Consider the following 20,306-nt stretch of genomic DNA (forward strand, 5'->3'; position numbering starts at 1 on the left):
GTCGCCTGCCCGCTCGCCGTGTGTTTTTCCTCGTGCACGGCGAGCGAAAGGTGATGAGACATGAGGCTGTATGCGCCACCACCCGCGCCACCACCCGCATCAGGGTCCCTGGGGAGTCCTCATCGCGCTCGCCGTGCTTGGGGCGTGGCTGGGCCACCTCGTCTGGCTGCTCGCCTTCTCCGAGCTGTCGCTCGCCTCGCCGCTCGCCTGGCTGCACATGGCGGTGCAGGCCTACCTGTCCACGGGACTGTTCATCACCGGGCATGACGCCATGCACGGCACGGTGAGCCGCCACCGGTGGCTCAACGAGGCGGTGGGCACGGCCGCGTGTTTCCTGTTCGCGGGGCTGTCCTACACGCGCCTGGTGGTCAATCACCGGGCGCACCACCTGGACCCCACGGGCCCGGACGATCCGGACTTCTCCACGCGGACGCAGGCCTTCCTGCCGTGGTTCACCACGTTCATGGTGCGCTACATGACGTGGCCGCAGTTCCTCACCATGGCGCTCAAGTTCAACGTGCTGTGGTGGCTGGGCGTGGAGCAGTGGCGCATCTGGGCCTTCTGGGTGGCGCCCGCGGTGGCCGGCACCTTCCAGCTCTTCTACTTCGGCACCTATCGGCCGCACCGTCAGCCGCACACCCCGGACATGGCGCCCCACCACGCGCGCTCGCTGCCGCGCAACCACCTGTGGGCCATGCTGTCCTGCTACTTCTTCGGCTATCACTGGGAGCACCACCAATCGCCCGTGACGCCGTGGTGGGCCCTGTGGCGTGACCGCGATGCGCGGGTGCGCGCGGGTGAGGTCTCGGATCGGGAGACGGCCGCCCGGCTGCCCCGCCCGGACGCCCCCTTGTAACCCGATGCTTTCCCGGGCGTTATGAGGGGCATGCGCCACCTGCCTCCCGAGCCGCCTGGGTCCGAGATCACCGCCGAGCCGCTGTACGCCCGGCGGCGCGAGTTCATCAAGGGCGCCGCGCTCTTCACCGGCACCGCCGCGGCGGTGGGCGCGGGGCTGCAGCTGCTCAGCGGGCGGCCCTCGGGAGGGGAGGGGGGCGGAGCGGGGCCCGCCCCCGCCACGCCGGACGCGGTGGCCCGGAAGGCGCGCCCCCAGGGCCCCTACGACACCGACGAGGCGCCCACGTCCTACGAGGACGCCACCACGTACAACAACTTCTACGAGTTCGGGTACGACAAGGGCGACCCCGCCCGGAACGCGCACACGCTCAAGCCGCGGCCCTGGACGGTCGTCATCGACGGGGAGGTGGCCCGGCCGCAGCGCGTGGACGTGGACACGCTCCAGTCGTGGTTCCCGCTGGAGGATCGCATCTACCGGATGCGCTGCGTGGAGGCCTGGTCCATGGTGATTCCGTGGATGGGCCTGCCGCTGGCGGGGCTGCTCAAGCGCGTGGAGCCCACGAGCCGGGCGAAGTACGTGGCCTTCACCACGCTGAGGGATCCCCAGCAGATGCCCGGTCAGCGGCAGGCCGCGCTCGACTGGCCCTATGTGGAAGGGCTGCGTCTGGACGAGGCCCTCCACCCGCTCACGCTCCTGGCGGTGGGGCTCTACGGCAAGGTGCTGCCCAACCAGAACGGCGCGCCCCTGCGGCTCGTGGTGCCGTGGAAATACGGCTTCAAGGGCATCAAGTCCATCGTCCGCATCTCGCTCACCGAGGAGCCGCCGCCCACCACGTGGAACCTGGCCAACGCGCGGGAGTACGGCTTCTACGCGAACGTGAATCCCGAGGTGGACCACCCGCGCTGGAGCCAGGCCACCGAGCGCCGCATCGGGGAATTGCGCCGCCGCCCCACGCTGCCCTTCAACGGCTACGCCGAGCAGGTGGCCCACCTCTACGCGGGCCTGGACCTGCGGGCGAACTACTGACGCCATGGCCTCCACTCCCTACCCGTGGCTCAAGCCCGCCGTCCTCGTGGGCGGCCTGTCGCCCCTGGCGCTCCTGCTGCTCGATCTCGCGCGGGGCACGCTCGGCGCCAACCCCATCGAGCGCGTGCTCAACCAGACGGGCCTGCTCGCGTTGATCATCCTGGTGGCGTCGCTCGCGTGCACGCCGCTCAAGGCGCTGCTGGGCTGGACGTGGCCCATGCGCCTGCGCAAGCTGCTGGGCCTCTTGGCCTTCGCCTACGCGGTGCTGCACTTCCTCGTGTACGTGGGGTTGGATCAGGGCCTGGCGGTGGGGGCGGTGCTCGCGGACATCACGAAGCGGCCCTTCATCACCGTGGGCTTCCTGGCGCTGGTGCTGCTCGTGCCCCTGGCCGTCACCAGTACGAATCGCATGGTGCGGCGCCTGGGGTTTCCCGCCTGGCAGCGGCTGCACCGGCTCGTGTACGTGGCGGCGGTGCTGGGGGTGGTGCACTTCCTCTGGCGGGTGAAGAAGGATCTGACCGAGCCGCTCGTGTACGCGTGCGTGCTGGGCCTGCTGCTCGCCCTCCGGGTGGCGGAGGCCGTGCGCAAGCGGCGCGCGCGCGCGTCGCTGCCCGCCACCTGACGCCCGCTCAGGTCTTCTTGGGCGCCGGGAGGATGGTGTCCACCAGCGTCATGAGCTGGGCGCAGCTCACCGGCTTGCGCACGAAGGCGTTGATGCCCGCCTTCTGGCCCTTGTTGCGCACCTCGGCGGCGTTGGCATCACCCGTCATCATCAGGATGGGGATGCGCGACACCTTGAGATCCTTGTGCGAGCGCACCGTGGCCGCGAAATCCGCGCCGTTCATCCCGTCCATGTGGAAGTCGGTGAGGATGAGGTCCACCTGCTGCGTGTCCAGCTCCTTGAGCGCCGACTCGGCCGACTCGGCCTCGATGTACTCGAAGGAGCGCGCCATCAGGTAGATCTTCAGCAGCGTGCGGATGGAGCGGCTGTCGTCCACGAGCAGCACGCGCTGGGGCTTGATCCCGGGCTCGGGACGGGCGAAGGGCCGCGTCTCGGGCGGGTGGGCCACGGCGGTGAAGGCGCGGGCCGTCTCGGCGTTGATGCCGCCAAAGGGGCGCGCCGTCTCGCCCGGACGCGTCACCACGGGCGTGGACACGGAGGGCCGGGCGGGCTCGCTGGGAGCCGCCGGGGAACGAACTGAAGCTGTCGCCAGTGACTCGGGCACAACGGTGGCCGACTTCATCGAAGAACCTCCCTGCGGTGTTCCCCCCCCCCGCTCACGACCCAACTGATCCTCATGTTGTCCCACGCACACCTCGAAGTCAAAGTCGCACCTCCCCGGATTCCGGCCGGGGCGCCGAATCCTTCACGGGACGTTGATCGTGAACGACTGGGTGTCACTGGGCAGCAGGTCGATCGAGGGCGCCACGCTGGCCGACAGCTCGTTGGGCACCCGCCAGGTCTGCCCGGTGAACTGGACCAGGGTGATGGCGTAGCGCCCCGAGGGGACGGCCTTGAGCGGCACGGGGTGGAGCGGATCGCGCGCGTCGACCGCCTGGGGCTGCAGCGTGAGCAGCAGGGTGGGCGAGGGCACGGGCTGGAAGTTCCAGGTGCCGTTGGCGTTCTTCTGCATGAGCCGGTCGCGCACCTCGGGGGGCACGTCCAGGCTCGTCAGGAGGATCACCCGGTCCGGCTGCCCGTCCTTGTCCCCCACCAGCGGGGCGTGTTCCACGCCGGTCTTGTCGAGCAGGCCATTGCGGTCCAGGTCGTTCTCGTCCGCCAGCTCCTGCGAGGGGTTGTCGGGGTTCTTCACGTCGGTGAGCTTGCGCACGAGGACCCGCGGCCAGATCTCCAGCTTCTTGTCGCCGTCCGGCTGGCCGTCGTTGTTGTCGTCCACCAGCCGCACGAAGAAGGCGGGCGCGCCCTGGGTGGACAGCAGCCTGGAGTCCTCCTCGCCCGTCTTCTCCTTGTCCGTGCGCACCTCCACGGCGCGGGGCCGGAGGGTGAACAGCGCGCCGGCCTGGCCGCTGAAGTTTCCGGTGCCATCCACCGAGAACACCGGCCGCTCGAGCGGGACCGTGGCCTGATCGGCGGAGAAGCTCACGTTGACGCCCGTGGCGACGGGCAGGGTGCCGTCCGCGCGCGGGGTGAGGTTCAACACCCGGGGCACGGGCGCGCCGTCACGCGAGGTGTCCAGCGCGGCGCCGCCCACGTCGCCCGTGTTGGGCTCGCTGGTGATGGTGTACCAGGGGATGAAGTCCGGGGTGCGGCAGGACGACGTGGCGCCCGGCATGACGCAGGTGTCCACGTCGATGAAGCCGCGCACGAAGTAGCTCCCCGGCGCCACCTGGCTGAAGGCGTAGGGCGCGGTGAAGGGGCCCGTGGACGTCACGTCCGAGGGCCCGAAGAGCTGCTCGCGCGGAACGACGGTGAAGCTCACGGGGCGGCCGGTGCCCTGCGGGGGCGGAGGCCGCTCGGTGTCGTAGAGCAGCACGATGGCGTTGCCGCGCACGCGGCCCTGCACCACGAGCTGGCCCTCGATGCGCGTGAGCGCGTTCTTCTGCCGCACGTCCGCGGTGGGCACGACGGGCGGGGGCTCGCAGCCCGTGGCGATCAGGGCCGTGAGGGCGAGGCCCCCCAGGCGCTTGGCGAAGGGGGGGGTCATGGCGTCACCGTCAACAGGGCGAGCACCCGGCGCTCGATGAGATTGCCGAAGGGGTGCTGGGTATGGGAGGGGCCCAGGTTGGTGCCCACGAGCGCCACCGACACCCGGTCCTTCACCGGGCTGTAGCCCACGCGGGCGTTGATGACGGTGTAGGCCCCCAGGCCGTTGGTGATGGGGATGATGCGGGTGGGATCCTGCGCCGTGGGCTCGCGCTCCAGCCAGCGGGTGGCGGATGCCCAGGCCACGTCGAAGCCCAGCTCCAGGCTCTGACGGGTGCGGTAGGTGATGCCGCCGTACAGCTTGAACTGGGGCGCCTCGCCGCACGGGCCGCACGCGGCCTCGTCGAGCGCCTCGTCCTTTTCTCCGGTGGACGTCAGGCGCTGCAGCGCGCCGCTCAGGCGGATGCCCAGGCCGTCCACCGGCGCGAGCGTCATGCCGACCTCGGCGCCCCGCGCGGTGTAGATCGCCCGCTCGTTCATGAAGACGGAGTGGCCGAGCAGGTAGGTGCCCAGGGCGGGGTTCCAGGCCGCGCCGGCGCCGATGGGCTCCACGGCGGACAGGCGGATGAGGTTGCGCACCGTGTTCTGGTAGAGCGCCAGGTCCCAGTCGATGCCGAGCCGGGGCGCCTCGCCGCGGTAGCCGAGCTCGTAGGCCTGCAGCCGCTCGGCCTGCAGCCGCGTGTTGCCCGTGGTGAGCAGGTTGGCCCCGTTGACGCCCGGGATGGGGAAGCCCACGTAGGCGTAGCTCTCCATGAAGGTGGGCACGCGGAAGGCCGTGGCGGCGCTGGCGCGAAACGCATGTCCGGCCACGGGCATGAAGAGCGCCGAGACGCGGGGCGAGTGCGCCAGACCCGGATTGCCGTTGTCGAGCAGCGGGTGTCGGTCCACGCGGTAGGAGGCCACCACGCGCAGGGGCTGGATCAGCCGCCACTCGTCCTGCACGAAGGCCGCGGCGTGCAGCTCCTGACGCAAGCCCTGCATGTAGGCCCAGCCCAGGCGCTTGACGCGGCCCTCCACGCCCACGTTCACCTGGTGCTCGCCGAGCAGGGAGAAGCTCTTGTTGAGCAAGAGCTCGCCGTTGAAGACGTTGGAGTCCACGCGCGTCTGCAGCGAGCGCAGGCCCAGGGCCTCGTACTGCGGCCCCGCGTTGGCCGACAGGTGGTTCCAGAAGGCCTTGGCGCGCAGGGGACCGAGGTTCGCGTCCGCCTTGGCGAAAGCGCTCACCCCGTCCATGTAGAAGTTGCGCAGGGCGCCGAGCGGATAGGCCTCGGTGTAGAGCCGGTTGACGCCGCCGGTGAGCCCCACCTGGGGGCCCGCGGCGAACTGGTAGCTGGTGGCCAGGGTGGCCCGCGCGCTGCGCACGCCGAGCTCCGGGTTGGGATCCCGGATGACCAGGTCGGCGCGGTCCGGGGACACGTCCCGGCTCCACTTGTCCGCCTGGGTATAGGACACCGAGGCGCGGTAGCGCAGCGCGCCCGTGCCGCCGTGGCTCACGAAGTCGCCGCCCGCCACGTCGGCGTTGCCCGCGTAGCCCTGGAAGCGGGCGCGGGGGCCCGTGCCCGGGGCCTGGGTGATGATGTTCACCACGCCGAGCATCGCGTTGGCGCCGTACAGCGCGCTGCCCGGCCCGCGGATGACCTCGATGCGCTCGATCTCATCGAGCGACACCGAGATGGCCGGCCAGAGCGTCATGCCCAGGAAGTCCTGGTACTCCGAGCGGCCGTCCACCAGCACCAGGACCTTGTTGGACAGGCGCTGGTTGAAGCCGCGCAGCGACACGTTCGCGCTGCTCGCGCCCATCATCATCACCTCGGCGCCGGGCACGCGCCGCAGCAGCTCCGGCAGGGTGCGCGCCCCGGACAGGCGGATGTCCTCGGCGGTGATGACGGTGGTGGCGTTGGGCGCCTCGAGCGAGGACTGCGCGCGGCGGCTGGCCGTCACCACGCGCTCCTCGTAGGGCACGTCCCCGTCGTCCGCGGCGGGCGCCGTGCCCGTCTGCAGGGCCACGGCGTCGGCGGAGGCGCTCTCGGGGGCGCGCGGCGCGGTGGACGCGGCCGGCAGCGACTCGGCGCGCACGATGGCCTTCTCCAGCCGCTCCATCAGCGACGCGAGCGCCTTGCTGGTCTCCGCGGTGCCGGCGGGCGGAGGCGGCATGGGCGGCAGCCCCGGGGCCTGGGTGCCCTCGGCGGGCGCGGTGGCCGCGAGCTGCTGCTCCAGCTTCGCGAGCGTGGCGGCCGCGGGTCCCGAGTCCGGCGGACTGGCGGCGAGGTAGCGCCGGTAGTAGTCCACGGCCTCGGGAACACGGCCCGCGTCCTGGTAGGCGCGCGCGATGTTGTAGAGCACGTTGGCGTGGGGCTTGATGGCGTAGGCTTCCAGCAACTCGGCGATGCCCGCGTCATATTGACCCTGGGCGATGAGGCTCATGCCGTTGCGGAAGTGGCGGCGCGCCTCCAGGCGCGCATCGCCCCAGGCCGTCCCCGCGCACAACACCAGAGCCAGGGCGCCGGCTCGCTTCCAGGCGATCTTCTTCGACATTGTCAGTAAGGGTCGTCCTTATACCCGGAGGAGCTCCGGTCCGCCGGGGGGCGGGTCCCGCTCCTCTTCTTCAGCAGCTTCTGGTGGAAGCGTAGCACCGGCCCCTCGCCCGCGACGAGCGCCGTGGCGCGCTGGTAGCCCTCGAGCGTGAACGTCAGCCGGGCGTTGGCGCGGCCCTCGGCGTCCGAGGGCAGGGGCAGGCTCAGCGGCGTCTCGCCCAGCACGCGGCCCTGGTACATCACCGTCGCTCCCGGCGGCTCGCTCGACAGCGACACCTCGATGTCGGGGCCGGCGGGCTGCACGAGCGGGGCGAGCTCGTCTTCCACCTCCTCGGCGGGGGGCGTCTGGGCGGCTGGAGCGGCGGCGACGGGCGCGGGCGCGGGCGTCGGCGCGGGCGGGGCCACGGGCTCGGGCGCCACGGCCACCGGGCCCGGCGCGGGCGCGCGCAGGGTCAGCGCCGCCGCCACGCCCAGCCCCAGGAGCAGCGAGCCGGCGAAGAGGGCCAGGGGCAGGGTGAGCCGGCGCGGCGCGGGCTCCTGGCCCGGCGTCGTGAACGACAGCGTGTTGGCGCCCGAGGTGTTGGGCGAGGGCAGGGGACCGGTGCGCGAGCCATGGGCGTCCAGGCCGAAGGCCGGCGCGGACATGACCCCGCTGTTGCCCAGCGTGCGCGAGGTGGCGAAGGCGCCGCTGTGGCCCGCGGCCGAGGCGGCGCGCCGGATGGCGTCCAGCACCTCGTCCATGGACTGCAAGCGGTCCTCGGGGCGCTTGCTCAGGCAGCGCATCACCAGCGCCTCCACGTCCCGGGGCACGTCGTGCGTGGCCCAGACGGAGGAGAAGCTGGGGGGCGCTTCGTTGATGTGCTTGAAGATGACGTCGATGCCCTGCGGGGCCACGAAGGGCGGGCGGCCCAGCATCATCTGGTACATCACCACGCCGAGCGAATACACGTCGCTGCGCGGGTCGGCGCTGTTGCGCGCCTGCTCGGGCGCCATGTACAGCGGCGAGCCGAGGATGACCCCCGCCTGGGTGATCTCCACGTCCTGGGGCGGGGCGCGGTCGGGCAGGAAGGACTTCACTAGACCGAAGTCCAGCACCTTCACCAGGTCATGATCGTCCTCCTGCGAGAGGATCATGATGTTGGCGGGCTTGAGGTCGCGGTGGATGAGGCCCACCTTGTGCGCCTCGCGCAGCGAGCGCGCCACCTGCTGCACCACGTTGAGCGCGCGGATCCACGGCAGGGCGCCCGCGTTGGCGAGCAGGTTCGCCAGGGTCTGCCCCTCCAGGTACTCCATGGCGATGTACAGCACGCCATCGTCCGTCTTGCCGTAGTCGAAGATGGTGACGGTGTTGGGGTGGCGCAGCTTGGAGGTGACGGCCGCCTCCATGAAGAAGCGCTTCTGGAAGCCGGGGTCCTTGCCCTCGCTGTACTGGGGGTTGAGCACCTTGAGCGCCACGAGCCGCTCGAGCGGGGACTGCACCGCCTTGTACACCCGTCCCATGCCCCCCGCGCCGAGCACTTCCACGATGCGGAACTTGTCGTTGAGCACCCGGCCGACCAGGGGATCTGCGGCGTCGGCCGGTGCGCTCTGTGGCGATGCGCCATTCTGGACCATGCGCTCCCCTGCCGCCCGTCGGGGGCGGAATGGAATGAGGACTGGGCGACGGATGCTAGCACCAGACCCCTGGGACTCGAAAAGCCGCGCCGGGCCCCTCCTCGCGACCCGGCCCCTCCCGGCCCCCTTCTGCTGGTTCGTGTCAGCCCCACTCACAGGAGATTGGACTTGCGCGTTGCGTCAAGGCACGCTGGGTCCACATGGAGATTTATCGAGGAATGAGAGGCCTCCGGCGCCTGGCGCCGGTGCTGGGGCTGTTGACGTCGGCGCGCGCGCATGCGCAGGCGGCCGAGGCGGTGGCCAACACCGGCGACACGGCGTGGATGCTGGTGGCCTCGGCGCTGGTGCTGTTGATGACGCCCGGACTGGCCCTGTTCTACGGCGGCATGGTGCGCAAGAAGAACGTGCTGGCCACGTTCATGTACTCGTTCTTCGCCATGGCGCTGGTGACGGTGCAGTGGGTGGTGTTCGGCTACTCGCTGGCCTTTGGCAAGACGCACGGGGGCTTCATCGGGGGCGCGGACTTCCTGATGCTCCAGAACGTGACCACGGAGACGCGCGGCACCATTCCGCACCTGGTCTTCATGGCGTTCCAGCTCAAGTTCGCCATCATCACCCCGGCGCTCATCTCCGGCGCGTTCGTGGAGCGCATGAAGTTCGGCGCCTACGTGCTCTTCACGCTCTTGTGGACCACGCTCGTGTACGATCCGGTGGCGCACTGGACGTGGGCCGAGGGCGGGTGGCTCTTCAACCTGGGCGTGCTCGACTTCGCGGGCGGCACGGTGGTGCACTGGACGGCGGGCCTGAGCGCGCTCATCTGCGCGCTCTTCATGGGCAAGCGCCTGGGCTTTGGCCGCGAGCGCTTCATCCCGCACGACCTGCCCATGACCATCCTGGGCGGTGGCCTCTTGTGGTTCGGCTGGTTCGGCTTCAACGCGGGCAGCGCGCTGACGGCCAGCCCCCTGGCGGCGCTCGCGTTCGCCACCACGCACATCGCCGCGGGCGCGGCGGCGCTCGCCTGGACGACGGCCGAGTGGGTGCTGCGCAAGCGGCCCACGCTCCTGGGCATGGTGTCGGGCCTGGTGGCGGGTCTGGTCGCCATCACCCCGGCGGCCGGCTTCGTGTCGCCCGCGGCCTCGCTCGTCATCGGCATCCTGGCGGGCGGCGTGTGCTACGGCGCGGTGCTGCTCAAGGAGAAGCTGCACTATTATGACGACTCGCTCGACGCGTGGGGCGTGCACGGCGTGGGCGGCCTGCTCGGCGCGCTGCTGGTGGGCGTCTTCTCCCAGGCCGCGCTCAACCCCGCGGGCGCCGACGGCCTGCTGGCTGGCAACCCCGCGCTGCTCGGCAAGCAGGCCCTGGCCCTGCTCGTGGTGGGCGTGTACACGGCCGCGGTGACGCTCGTGCTGCTCAAGGTCGTCGACAAGACGGTGGGCCTGCGCGTCACCGAGGACGAGGAGCGCATGGGCCTGGACGCCACCCAGCACGGCGAGGCCGCCTACAACTCGTGAGCCCGGGCGCGGGGCCGGGTACACTGCCGGCCCCATGACCGACCGCTTCCGGGCGTTGCTCTCCTCCGCGCCGCGCTACCCCCAGCGCATCATCTGCATGACGGAGGAGACCACCGAGACGCTCTACCGCATCGGGGCGGGGGACCTGGTGGTGGGCGTGTCCGGCTTCACCGTGCGGCCCCCCGAGGCCCGCCAGAAGCCGCGCGTCAGCTCCTTCCTGGACGCCAACTTCGAGCGCATCCTCGAGCTCAAGCCGGACCTGGTGCTGGGCTTCTCCGACTTGCAGGCGGACCTGGGCCGCGAGCTGTGCAAGCGCGGCGTGCCCGTGTACCTCTTCAATCAGCGCTCGCTCGCGGAGATCCTCCAGACGGTGCGCGTGGTGGGCGCGCTGGTGGGCCGCGCCGAGCCCGCCGAGCGGCTCGCGGACGAGCTGGAGGGCAACCTCGCCCGGCACGCCGAGGCCGCCGAGGCCCTGCCGCGCCGCCCCCGCGTCTTCTTCGAGGAGTGGCACGAGCCGCTCATCTCCGGCATCCGCTGGTGCTCGGAGCTGGTGGAGCTGGTGGGAGGCGAGGACGTGTGCCGCGAGTCCCGGCTGCGCCAGGACGCCCAGGGCCGCATCTTCGCGCCCGAGGAGGTGGCCCGGCGCGACCCCGAGGGCGTCATCGCCAGCTGGTGCGGCCGCAAGGCCAGGCGCGAGAAGATCGCCGCGCGGCCGGGCTGGGAACGGGTGACGGCGGTGGTGGAGGATCAGCTCTACGAGGTGAAGAGCTCGCTCATCCTCCAGCCGGGGCCGGCGGCGCTGTCGGACGGGGTGGCGCAGCTCGCGCGCATCGTGGCGGCCATCGCCCGGCGCGAGCCCCTGCCGCCCCTGCGTCCGGGGGACTTGAGGGGCGTGCCGCGCTAGGCCCCCACGGCGGCGCGCGGCGCGTTGTGCAGCGTGCCCACCAGCTCCAGGAAGGAGTTGATGTCCAGGGGCTTGTGCACCAAGCGCACGCCCGCCGGCGGTTTGACGCGCGGGTGCGCGGTGATCATCACCGCGGGCGTGTCCCGCAGGCGTTGTTCGCGCTCGGCCTGCTCCAGCATCCATCCGCCGTTCTCACCGGGCAGCATGTAGTCGGTGATGACGAGCTGGAAGCACTCGGCCCGCAGGTGAGCGAGGCCCTCTTCGGCGGAACCGCTTCCGACCACCGAATACCCCTCGCTTTCCAGCAGGTCGGTGAGTCCTTCGCGGATGTCCTCGTTGTCCTCTACCAGGAGAATCTTCACTTTGCGTCCGGACGTTACGGAGAACAGCGTCTCTTGGGGGCAGACTGTCTCCCTTCCGAGTCGCATCGGGAATCCCCCGTAATCTCGGGGAGGGGAGAGCTGTTCACTACCGTATTCCGGACATGCGAATCGTGCCAGCATCTGGACATGTCACCCCTCGGGTTCGCCCTGCTGGCCGTGCACCTGGTCGCCACGGAGCCGTCGCCCGCCGGGCTGGGAACCGCCGATGGCTACGAGGACGTGCTCGTCCGCTGGGGGCTCGACCAGCGCGGTCGGGTGTCGGACCCGGCGCCCGAGGGCAAGCGCCTGGCCGCCGTGGAGGTGGCCTCCGAGGACGTCGTCGCCGAGACGGACCCCTATCCCTCCCTGCTCAACCTGCTGCACGCGCGCACCCGCGAGCACGTCATCCGGCGCGAGGTCCTCCTGGAGGTGGGCGCCGGGTACTCCTCGGCGCTCGCCCTGGAGACGGCACGCAACCTGCGCCGCCTGGGCATCTTCGCCGTGGTGCGCGTGCAGCCCGTGCTCGGCCCCACCCCGGACACAGTGTCCCTGCTCGTGGTCACCAAGGACTTGTGGTCCCTGCGCCTCAACCAGGATCTGCAACTGGTGGGGCCGCTCGTGCAGGCCCTGCGCCTGCAAGCCACCGAGCAGAACTTCCTCGGCCTCAACAAGAAGGTCGCCCTGGACTTCCTGCTGCGCCGCGACTCGGTGACGCTGGGGCAGAGCTACGTGGACCCGCGCCTGCTCGGCAGCCGCTGGTCCCTCACCGAGAGCGCCGCGCTCATCTTCGCGCGCTCGGGGCAGGCCGAGGGCTCCAAGGGCAGCGTGCTCGTGTCCCGGCCCCTCTTCTCGTTGAGCACGCCCTGGAGCCTCCAGGCCCAGGCGGTGTGGCGCGTGCAGCCGGTGCGCGTCTTCCGGGGCGCGGACGTGTGGCAGTTGCCCTACCCCGAGGGCGGCACGGTGCCCTACGTCTACGACGCGGAGGAGTGGAGCGGCAGCTCGCTGTACCTGCGCTCCTGGGGCGCGCGCTTCAAGCTGGACGCGGGCGGCGGCCTGGGCGCCTACCACCGGCGCTACGCCGCGCCCCGGGACAGCGGCCTGGACGAGGCCCGGCGCGACTGGCTGCGCGACACGCTCCTGCCGCGCAGCGAGAACGCCACCTACGCTCTCGCCTACGCGCGCCTCTGGGACACCCGCTACGAGGTGATGCGGGACGTGGACTCCTACGCCCTCTCCGAGGACTACCAGGTGGGCCACTACCTCACCGCCTCCGCGCGCTACGCGCCCCCGCTGCTCGCCTCCGCGAGCACCTTCGCCGAGGTGGCCCTCACCGCGCGCTACCGCCTGCGCCTGGGCGATGCGCTCACCACGCTGTCCACCGCGGCCTCGGTGCGCCGGTGGCTCGGGGGCGAGGCCCGGGGCCCGTGGACCAACCGGCGCTGGGCCGCCGAGGTCCAACAGGTGTCCCCCAAGGTGCTCGGTGGCCGCTTCGTGGCGCGCGCCCTCGTGGACCTCAACCGGGACGACCTCAACGAGCGGGTGCTGCTGCTCGGCGGCGGCAACGGCCTGCGCGGCGCGCCCCCCGAGGCCTACTCCGGCAAGCGGCTGCTGCTCGTCAACCTGGAGTACCGCACCCGGCCGCTCGTCCTCTACACGGTGCACCTGGGCGGCGTGCTCTTCTATGACGCCGGCTCCGCGTTCGACGAGGCACCGACCCTGGTGCACTCGGTGGGCCTGGGCCTGCGCCTGCTCTTCCCCCAGTTCAACACCTTCCCGTTCCGCCTGGACTTCGGCTACGTGCTCAACGGCGCGCGGCCCCCCGTGAGCGGCCGCCTCTCCTTCAGCGGCGGTCAGGTGACCGAGTTCCGGCCCTCCTTCCTCGACGCCCCCCTCTGAGCCCGTCCGCCGGGCCTCAGCCGCGGGGGCCCGGCGCCGCGAAGGTGCGGCGGTAGGAGGGCCACGCGTCCCAGAGGTAGAGCGAGAAGGGCACCCACCAGACGAAGTCATTGGTGAGGCAGAGCACGAGCGTCGCCGGGGGCCACTCGCCCCGGTGGATGAGCACCCCGAGGCCGATGGGGCCCAGCACCTTGCCGAGCAGGCCCACCGCCGCGAGCGCGAAGCCGTGCTCGGGGCGCCGCGCCACCTCGGCGTAGAGCAGGCCGTACACGCCGACGACCATGCCCAGGCACGCGAAGATCGCGGGCTGGTTGAGCGCGGGCATGCCGGCGAAGCGGAAGAGCCACTGGGGGTCCACCGCCGCGTACAGGCCCCAGAGCAGGTTGTAGACGGCGGCGAGCAGGAACACGGCCTGGTGCAAGAGGCGCCGCTTCATGACGCGCGCTCGCGGGGCGGGGGCCAGGGCCAGTGGCCGCCGGGCAGGCGCAGGGCGGCGTACAGGTCGCGCGCGCCCGAGCCGAACACCCCCACGGCCATGAGGCCGAGCACGACCCGCAGGCCCTCGGGGATGGGCACGGGGGCCAGGGCGAGCGCCGTGGGCAACTGGCCGTTCGCGAGCAACTCCGGCACCACGTGCGCGAGCACCGCGCCATAGAGCAGGGCCATCACCGCGTGCGTGCAGCGCTCGCCCGGGTAGACGCCCCCGAGCGGCGCGCGCACCCGATCCTCCACCACGAAGTCCGCCAGGGTGATGCCGATCTCCGCGACGATGACGGCGCCGAGCACCGCCGCCCACGCGCCCCGCCAGGCGATCCACGGCAGGGTGGCGAAGAGCAGCGCGTAGAAGAAGTCCCGCGCGGCGTGCAGCAACAACTCGGGACGGGCGCCGGGCACGTGCGCGGGCAGCCGGGCCTTCCACTCGTGGTAGTACAGCGTGTCGAACGCGCCCAGCACGCCCTGGATCGCGAAGAGCCACAGCGCGGTGATCATGCCGCCTCCTCGGGTTGGACCTGGCCCTCGTAGACCAGGAGCGCGCCCACCAGGGCCGCGCCAATCCGCACGCGCACCCGCATGCCCTCGGGGGCGTCCGTCACCCAGGCCTCGACGCGGGGCGCGAGCAGCCGCGGCAGGGGCAGCCGCCAGGGCCCGAGCCGCAGCCACGCGCCCACCTGCTCGTAGCGCAGCCCCCTGGCCTCGGGGCACAGGCGGAAGACACACGCCACGGGGCCATGCCACTCCACGAGTTGCTCCCCGCGCCACACCTCCTGGCGCGTGGCGAGCGCATGGGCCCCGAAGGCGCGCTCCCAGCGCTGGCCCTCACCCTCGCGCCGCACGGCGAGCCGGGTGGGCACTCGCGCGCCCGCGGGCGGAAAGCGGCACACCCAGCCCACCAGGGCGGCCAGGGGCCCCGTGCCGCGCTGGATGGTGAAGTGGCCCCGGGCGAGTCCCTCGCCGTGCAACCGGCGCACGCGCACGGGCAGCCGCTCCCAGTCCGGGCCCAGCAGCCGGGCATAGAGCGAGGGGTCGGGCGCGCTCATCCGGGTGGCCCCCTCAGCGCTGGAGCTGGTAGCGCTGGGCGATCTCCGTCACCTCGCGCGTGACGGCCTGGAGCGTCTCGGTGGCCTGGAGCGTGGTGTCCAGGCGCTTCATCGTCTCGTCCATGCCGGAGGAGATGTGGGCGATGGCGTTGAAGATGTGCGAGATGCCCGTGTTCTGGTGGTTCACCGCCACGGCGATCTGCCGCACCGCCGCGGCGTTCTCCTGGATGATGAGGGACATCTCGCGCAGGTTGTTGCCCGAGGTCTTCACCCGCTCGAGGCCGCCCTCCACCTGGAGCGCGCCCTGCTCGCTCATGGAGACCACGTCGCGGATGGCGGTGCCGATGTCCAGCAGGCTCTTGCGGATGAGGGCGTTCTCCCGGATGGTCTGGTCGGCCAGCTTGCGGATTTCACTCGCCACCACGGCGAAGCCCGCGCCCTGGTCTCCCGCGCGCGCCGCCTCGATGGAGGCGTTGAGCGCGAGCAGGTGCGACTGGTCCGCCAGGTCCTTCACGGTGACGGCGATGTGGGCGATCTGCGTGGCGCTCTCCTGCAGCCGCAGCACCTTGCCCCGGATGCCATCCACGAAGTCGCGGATGGTGTTGAGCCCGGTGAGGGTGCGCTCCAGGGCCTCCTCGCCGTACTGGCCGAGCTTCTCGGCGTGACCGGCCACGCTGAGCACGCTCTCGGCCTTGTGCGAGGCGAGCTCGGAGGTGGTGCGGATCTCCTCGGAGGTGAGCTGCGCCTCCTGGAGGATGGCGACCTGCTCGGACAGGCGCTCGCGCTGCTGGGTGCTGGCGGTGCCCAGGCCCGTGCTGGCGGCGAGCAGCAGGCTCGCCGAGGCCTGCAGGCGGGTGGGAATCTCCTGCAGCCGGTTGAGCGCGAGCGACATCTCCATGGCCACGTCGCCCAGCTCGTCGGTGGAGGCCCAGGCGGGCGCCACGGGGCTGCCCTGGGACAGCCGCTCGATGGCCTGCTGGAGCGCCTCGGCGGCCCGACCCTGACGGCGCGCCAGCAGCCACGCGGAGAAGGTGGGGATGGTCAGCACGAACAGGCCGAGGATGCTCAAGGACACCATCAACCGGTTGATGAGGGTGTCGCCGAAGTCACGCAGGTGCTGGGCGACGAGCTGCGCCTGCAGGGGCGAGAGCGCGGTGTCCTCGAGCACGGCGCGCGTCTCGGTGTCGCGCATCTCGGCGGTCTGCACGAGCAGCGCCATGCCCGCGAGCAGGAGGGTGCTCAACAGCAGGCTGGCGAAGATGTAGGGCAGGTACCAGCGCATCCGCATCCAGTCGAGGCCCTGGCCCGTCACGCGCGTGCGCACGCGCTCGCGCTGGGCGAGCACGAAGGGCATCAGGAGCTGCTCGAGCTTGAGCGCCACGGGCAGGGACATCGCCTGGCCCACGGTGTAGGCGACGACGAGCTGCAAGAGGATGAGGACCGGGTGCTTGTGGAAGTGCACCACGAGCGGCACCGCCAGCAGCAGGCCGCCCAGCACGTAGGGCACCTGGATGCCCACCACCGCGAGCCGCCACGGCAGCCGCTGCAGGCGCAGCATGCGCTGCTCGGGCGTATCGCCCTCCGCCGGCACGGAGAAGCCCCAGCGCAGCACGGCCTGGATGCCCACCCACGGCAGCCCCAGGCCCAGCAGCGCGAAGAGGGGAGGCGCCAGGTAGCGCAGACTCCAGCTCATCTGCTCGGCCGTCAGTCCGATCGACAGCGCGAGCAGCGAGGTGGTCAGCGGGGCGGACAGCAGAATCCCCAGGGCCACGAGCAGGAACACGCGGCCGGCGAGCTGGGGAGGAAGAACCGTCTGGGGTTGGGCGCCGTTCATGAGACCTGGACCATTCTCCCAGAGGCGCGGGACGGAAACGACAAGACGGTGAGGGAAGATGGTCGAACACCCGCCTGGACGCCGCCCGGCGGGGCGCGGGTGTGGGACTCAGGGGGGCTCGGTGCGCAGCAGTTCCCGGAAGAGCACCTGGGCCGCGTCCTGGAAGAGCCGGCCCGAGGCGAGCAGACCCCCACAGTGGTGCGGCTCGCGAGCGAGGGTGAGCGCCACGCACTTGCCCAGCACGGCCTCCCAGAAGGGCTCGCTGTCGGGTGGGAGCAGGTACTCCCGGATGATGTCCCGGGGCCAGGGCAGCACCGTGGTGGGGTCCGCGTCGCTCGGGCTGGTGAAGCAGTCCAGGTCCACGTCGAGCAACACGCACGCCGCGGCATCGAGAACCTCCCGGACCCGGTCTCCGGGTGCGGGTTGGAGGAAGGCCTCGGCGGCCCGGTCCACGGTGGACACCACCACCAGCCGATGGACCCGGCCGCGGGTGTCCACGTAGGTGTCGGCCGTGGTCGAGCCCCGGGGCCGGGCGCGCGCGAGCACCAGCGCGTCCCCCACCAGTCCCGCCTCCATGGCCGCGAGCACGTGGTCGTAGTTGCGCACATCCAGCTGCCAGCGCGCGTGCTCGTCCAGGGCGCGCAGGCCGGCGGAGCGGTCGGGGACGGCGGCCGGGGCCTGGGGCACCACGAGGTCCAGGTGGCGATCCAACGTCACCAGCAGGGCGGGGGGCCCCTCGGGCCCGAGGGCACACGCCCACGCCGGGAGCGCGAGCCGGTGGGGATCGAAGACGTAGGCATCCGTGGGCCCTCGTCCGCCGCCGAGCGCCAGGCGGATGACGCCCGCGAGCCGCAAGTGAAGGTGCGAGTCGTCCATGCGCAGGGCGGGGAGTGTAGGCTGCGCGTCCCCATGCGCCAAGCTCCCTTCCTGCTCGCCGCCGCGCTCCTGGCCTCGGCCTGTGCGCCTGTCCTCACCCAGCACGCCCCGACGTCCGCCTCGTCCTCCTCTGCTTCCCCCAAGACCATGTCCCCTTCGCAAGAAGCCTTCCTGCGCGACTTCGCCCAGACGCGCCGCTTCATGAGTGGCCGTCCCGTCAGCGCGCGCTTCACCCCCGACGAGAAGACCATCCTCTTCCTGCGGGGCCAGCCGCGCGCCCCGGTGCAGACGCTGTTCGCCTTCGACGTGGCCACGGGTCAGACGCGCGAGCTGCTCACCCCCGAGTCCCTCCTCAAGGGGGGTGAGGAGACGCTCACCGCCGAGGAGAAGGCCCGCCGCGAGCGCATGCGGGTGAGCGCCCGGGGCTTCACCTCCTACCAGCTGTCCGAGGACGGCGCGTCCATCCTCGTGCCGCTCTCCGGGCGGCTCTACCTGGTGGACCGGGCGAGTGGCCGCTCCACGGAGCTCAAGACGGGCGCGGGGGTCATCGATCCGCGCTTCTCCGCGGACGGCAAGCACGTGGGCTACGTGCGTGACCAGGACGTCTACCGCCTGGAGGTGGCCACCAACACCGAGCACCGGGTGACGCAAGGGGGCACGCCCCAGAAGACCCACGGCCTGGCCGAGTTCGTCGCCCAGGAGGAGATGAGCCGCTTCTCCGGCTGGTGGTGGAGCCCGGACGCGCGCTTCGTCGCCTACACGGAGTCGGACACCTCGGGCGTGGAGAACCTCTCCATCATCGACGTGATGCACCCCGAGCGGGGCGCGGAGAACTACGCCTACCCGCGCCCGGGCAAGCCCAACGCCCAGGTGCGCCTGGGCGTCACGCCCGCCACGGGCGGACCCACCGTCTGGGCGAAGTGGGACGCGGAGGCCTATCCCTACCTGGCCACGGTGGTGTGGCCGAAGAAGGGCCCCCTCACGCTGCTGGTGCAGAACCGCACCCAGACGGAGCAGAAGCTGCTCGCGGTGGACCTGGCGAGCGGCGCCACGCGCGAGCTGCTCACGGAGAAGGACGCGGCGTGGCTGGAGCTGGACCAGAGCTTCCCCCAGTGGGTGGACGAGGGCTTCCTCTGGTACACCGAGCGCAACGGCGGCCCCGAGGTGGAGCTGCGGGGCGCGGACGGCGCGCTCGTGCGCTCGCTGGTGAAGCCGGAGGCGGGCCTGCGCGGCTTCGTGCGCTACCTGGAGAAGGAGCGCACGCTCTACTTCAACGGCGGTCCCAACCCCACGGAGAGCTACCTGTGGCGCGTGAAGGACGGCGGCGCGCCGGAGGCGGTGCGTCCGGGCACCACCGGCGAGGCGGTCGAGGGCGGCACAGTGTCCAAGACGGGCGCCCTGGTGCTCGTGACGCACGCGAGCCCCACCTCCATGCCCCGCTCCTTCGTGGCGCGCGCGGACGGCTCGCGCGTGGGCGAGCTGCCCTCGGTGGCCGTGGAGCCGTCGATCACGCCGCGCGTGGAGTTCCGCGAGGTGGGCCCGCTCAAGTTCCACACCTCGCTCGTGCGCCCGAGCACCGCGCGGCCCGGTGAGAAGCTGCCCGTCATCGTCGACGTGTACGCCGGCCCCACCGTCACCGTGGTGCACAAGAGCATGGCCGCGCACCTGCTGTCGCAGTGGATGGCGGACCAGGGCTTCCTCATCGCCCGCATCGACGGCCGCGGCACGCCCCTGCGCGGGGCCCAGTGGCAGCGCGCCGTGCACCTGGACTTCTCCGGCGTGACGCTGGAGGACCAGGCCGCGGGCATCCAGGCGCTCGCCGCCGAGGTGCCCGAGGTAGACCTCTCCCGCGTGGGCATCGAGGGCTGGAGCTTCGGCGGCTACATGGCCGCGCTCGCCGCGCTCAAGGGGTCGGACGTCTTCAAGGCGGCCGTGGCGGGCGCGCCCGTGGTGGACTGGCTCGACTACGACACCCACTACACCGAGCGCTACCTGCGCCTGCCCCAGACGGACCCCGAGGCCTACGCGAAGAGCTCGCTGCTCACCTACGCGAGCGATCCGGCGCGCTCCATCTCCCCGCTCTTGCTCATCCACGGCACCGCGGACGACAACGTCTACTTCTTCCACACGCTCAAGCTGTCCGACGCGCTCTTCCGCGCCGGCAAGTACCACGAGCTGCTGCCCCTGAGTGGCCTCACCCACATGGTGCCCGACCCCCTCATCACCCAGCGGCAGTACGAGTGGGTGATGAACCACTTCAAGCGCCACCTGCGGCCCTGAGCGAGCGCCTGCTAGGGGCCCCTTGAAGGGGCCCCGCAAAGCAGAAGGCCCGGCACTCCGTTTCGGGAGTCGCCGGGCCTTCCGTGCTTCAGCTCACCGCGAAGCGGTGAAACGACGCATCAGGTGGCGCGCACGTTCTGGGCCTGCAGGCCCTTGGGCCCGCGGGCGACCTCGAACTCCACCCGCTGACCTTCCTGCAGGGTGCGGAAGCCGTCCATGTTGATGGCGGTGTGGTGGCAGAACACGTCCTCGCCACCTTCCTCCTGCGTGATGAAGCCAAAGCCCTTCGCGTCGTTGAACCACTTCACGGTGCCGATAGCCATGCTGCTCTTCCTCGTCAGGAGCCGACCCGGAGACCGGCTCGTCGTCCCGTCCCCCGTCCGTCGGGTGACGATGATGGAGTTGTAGGC

18 protein-coding genes are annotated in these 20,306 nt (G+C 71.6%); 7 read left to right on the top strand and 11 right to left on the bottom strand.

Going from position 1 to position 20,306, the window contains the following annotated elements:
- Positions 1-70: 70 nt before the first annotated feature.
- From I3V78_RS09560 to I3V78_RS09570, 3 genes are read left to right on the top strand one after another with little or no spacing between them, the layout of a single operon-like run.
- A complete protein-coding gene (locus I3V78_RS09560; RefSeq protein WP_204486256.1) occupies positions 71-856 on the top strand; it encodes a fatty acid desaturase in 786 nt (261 codons plus the stop codon).
- A gap of 30 nt (positions 857-886) precedes the next feature.
- Positions 887-1,882 carry a protein-methionine-sulfoxide reductase catalytic subunit MsrP gene (gene msrP / locus I3V78_RS09565; protein WP_204486257.1) on the top strand — a complete coding sequence of 332 codons (996 nt, stop codon included), beginning with the start codon at positions 887-889 and terminating at the stop codon, positions 1,880-1,882.
- Between the two features lie 4 nt (positions 1,883-1,886).
- Positions 1,887-2,504, top strand: coding sequence for a protein-methionine-sulfoxide reductase heme-binding subunit MsrQ (locus I3V78_RS09570; RefSeq protein WP_204486259.1), 618 nt, complete (start codon positions 1,887-1,889; stop codon positions 2,502-2,504).
- Positions 2,505-2,511: 7 nt separating this feature from the next.
- Here I3V78_RS09570 and I3V78_RS39875 read toward each other — a convergent pair whose 3' ends face one another.
- The 4 genes from I3V78_RS39875 to I3V78_RS09590 form a co-directional block, all read right to left on the bottom strand.
- Positions 2,512-2,952, bottom strand: coding sequence for a response regulator (locus I3V78_RS39875; RefSeq protein ID WP_338023850.1), 441 nt, complete (start codon positions 2,950-2,952; stop codon positions 2,512-2,514).
- Between the two features lie 297 nt (positions 2,953-3,249).
- Positions 3,250-4,548: a hypothetical protein gene (locus tag I3V78_RS09580; protein WP_204486264.1), complete on the bottom strand. Its 1,299-nt coding sequence runs from the start codon at positions 4,546-4,548 to the stop codon at positions 3,250-3,252.
- A complete protein-coding gene (locus tag I3V78_RS09585) occupies positions 4,545-7,082 on the bottom strand; it encodes a TonB-dependent receptor domain-containing protein (protein WP_204486266.1) in 2,538 nt (845 codons plus the stop codon). The genes I3V78_RS09580 and I3V78_RS09585 overlap by 4 nt, the downstream gene beginning before the upstream one ends.
- Before the next feature lie 2 nt (positions 7,083-7,084).
- On the bottom strand, positions 7,085-8,695 hold the full coding sequence (locus I3V78_RS09590) for a serine/threonine protein kinase (protein ID WP_204486268.1): 1,611 nt from the start codon (positions 8,693-8,695) through the stop codon (positions 7,085-7,087).
- Between the two features lie 218 nt (positions 8,696-8,913).
- Here I3V78_RS09590 and I3V78_RS09595 point away from each other — a divergent pair, with 218 nt between their 5' ends.
- Positions 8,914-10,206 (top strand): ammonium transporter, encoded by a 1,293-nt coding sequence (locus I3V78_RS09595; protein WP_204486270.1) that lies wholly within the window; start codon positions 8,914-8,916, stop codon positions 10,204-10,206.
- A 34-nt stretch (positions 10,207-10,240) separates the two neighbouring features.
- On the top strand, positions 10,241-11,110 hold the full coding sequence (locus I3V78_RS09600; protein WP_204486272.1) for a cobalamin-binding protein: 870 nt from the start codon (positions 10,241-10,243) through the stop codon (positions 11,108-11,110).
- Here the strand turns inward: I3V78_RS09600 and I3V78_RS09605 are convergent.
- On the bottom strand, positions 11,107-11,472 hold the full coding sequence (locus I3V78_RS09605; protein WP_204486275.1) for a response regulator: 366 nt from the start codon (positions 11,470-11,472) through the stop codon (positions 11,107-11,109). The two genes, I3V78_RS09600 and I3V78_RS09605, sit on opposite strands and share 4 nt — an antisense overlap.
- Positions 11,473-11,619: 147 nt before the next feature.
- Here I3V78_RS09605 and I3V78_RS09610 point away from each other — a divergent pair, with 147 nt between their 5' ends.
- Complete coding sequence (locus I3V78_RS09610) at positions 11,620-13,368, top strand: BamA/TamA family outer membrane protein (RefSeq protein WP_204486277.1); 1,749 nt, start codon at positions 11,620-11,622, stop codon at positions 13,366-13,368.
- Positions 13,369-13,384: 16 nt separating this feature from the next.
- Here I3V78_RS09610 and I3V78_RS09615 read toward each other — a convergent pair whose 3' ends face one another.
- The 5 genes from I3V78_RS09615 to I3V78_RS09635 form a co-directional block, all read right to left on the bottom strand.
- Positions 13,385-13,804 carry a hypothetical protein gene (locus I3V78_RS09615; protein WP_204486280.1) on the bottom strand — a complete coding sequence of 140 codons (420 nt, stop codon included), beginning with the start codon at positions 13,802-13,804 and terminating at the stop codon, positions 13,385-13,387.
- A complete protein-coding gene (locus I3V78_RS09620; RefSeq protein ID WP_204486282.1) occupies positions 13,801-14,358 on the bottom strand; it encodes a hypothetical protein in 558 nt (185 codons plus the stop codon). The genes I3V78_RS09615 and I3V78_RS09620 overlap by 4 nt, the downstream gene beginning before the upstream one ends.
- Positions 14,355-14,906 carry a DUF4166 domain-containing protein gene (locus tag I3V78_RS09625; protein ID WP_204486285.1) on the bottom strand — a complete coding sequence of 184 codons (552 nt, stop codon included), beginning with the start codon at positions 14,904-14,906 and terminating at the stop codon, positions 14,355-14,357. The genes I3V78_RS09620 and I3V78_RS09625 overlap by 4 nt, the downstream gene beginning before the upstream one ends.
- A gap of 13 nt (positions 14,907-14,919) precedes the next feature.
- The gene (locus tag I3V78_RS09630; protein WP_204486287.1) at positions 14,920-16,740 is read right to left on the bottom strand and encodes a methyl-accepting chemotaxis protein; all 1,821 of its coding nucleotides are present in this window, start codon (positions 16,738-16,740) and stop codon (positions 14,920-14,922) included.
- Between the two features lie 108 nt (positions 16,741-16,848).
- Positions 16,849-17,616 (bottom strand): UPF0489 family protein, encoded by a 768-nt coding sequence (locus I3V78_RS09635; RefSeq protein ID WP_204486290.1) that lies wholly within the window; start codon positions 17,614-17,616, stop codon positions 16,849-16,851.
- Between the two features lie 33 nt (positions 17,617-17,649).
- Here I3V78_RS09635 and I3V78_RS09640 point away from each other — a divergent pair, with 33 nt between their 5' ends.
- On the top strand, positions 17,650-19,896 hold the full coding sequence (locus I3V78_RS09640) for a S9 family peptidase (protein WP_204486292.1): 2,247 nt from the start codon (positions 17,650-17,652) through the stop codon (positions 19,894-19,896).
- 119 nt (positions 19,897-20,015) lie between these two features.
- Here I3V78_RS09640 and I3V78_RS09645 read toward each other — a convergent pair whose 3' ends face one another.
- Positions 20,016-20,219, bottom strand: a complete 204-nt coding sequence (locus I3V78_RS09645) for a cold-shock protein (protein ID WP_204486294.1) — start codon at positions 20,217-20,219, stop codon at positions 20,016-20,018.
- Between the last annotated feature and the right edge of the window lie 87 nt (positions 20,220-20,306).

It is taken from the genome of Archangium primigenium (assembly GCF_016904885.1).
GTDB classification, from domain to species: domain Bacteria; phylum Myxococcota; class Myxococcia; order Myxococcales; family Myxococcaceae; genus Cystobacter; species Cystobacter primigenius.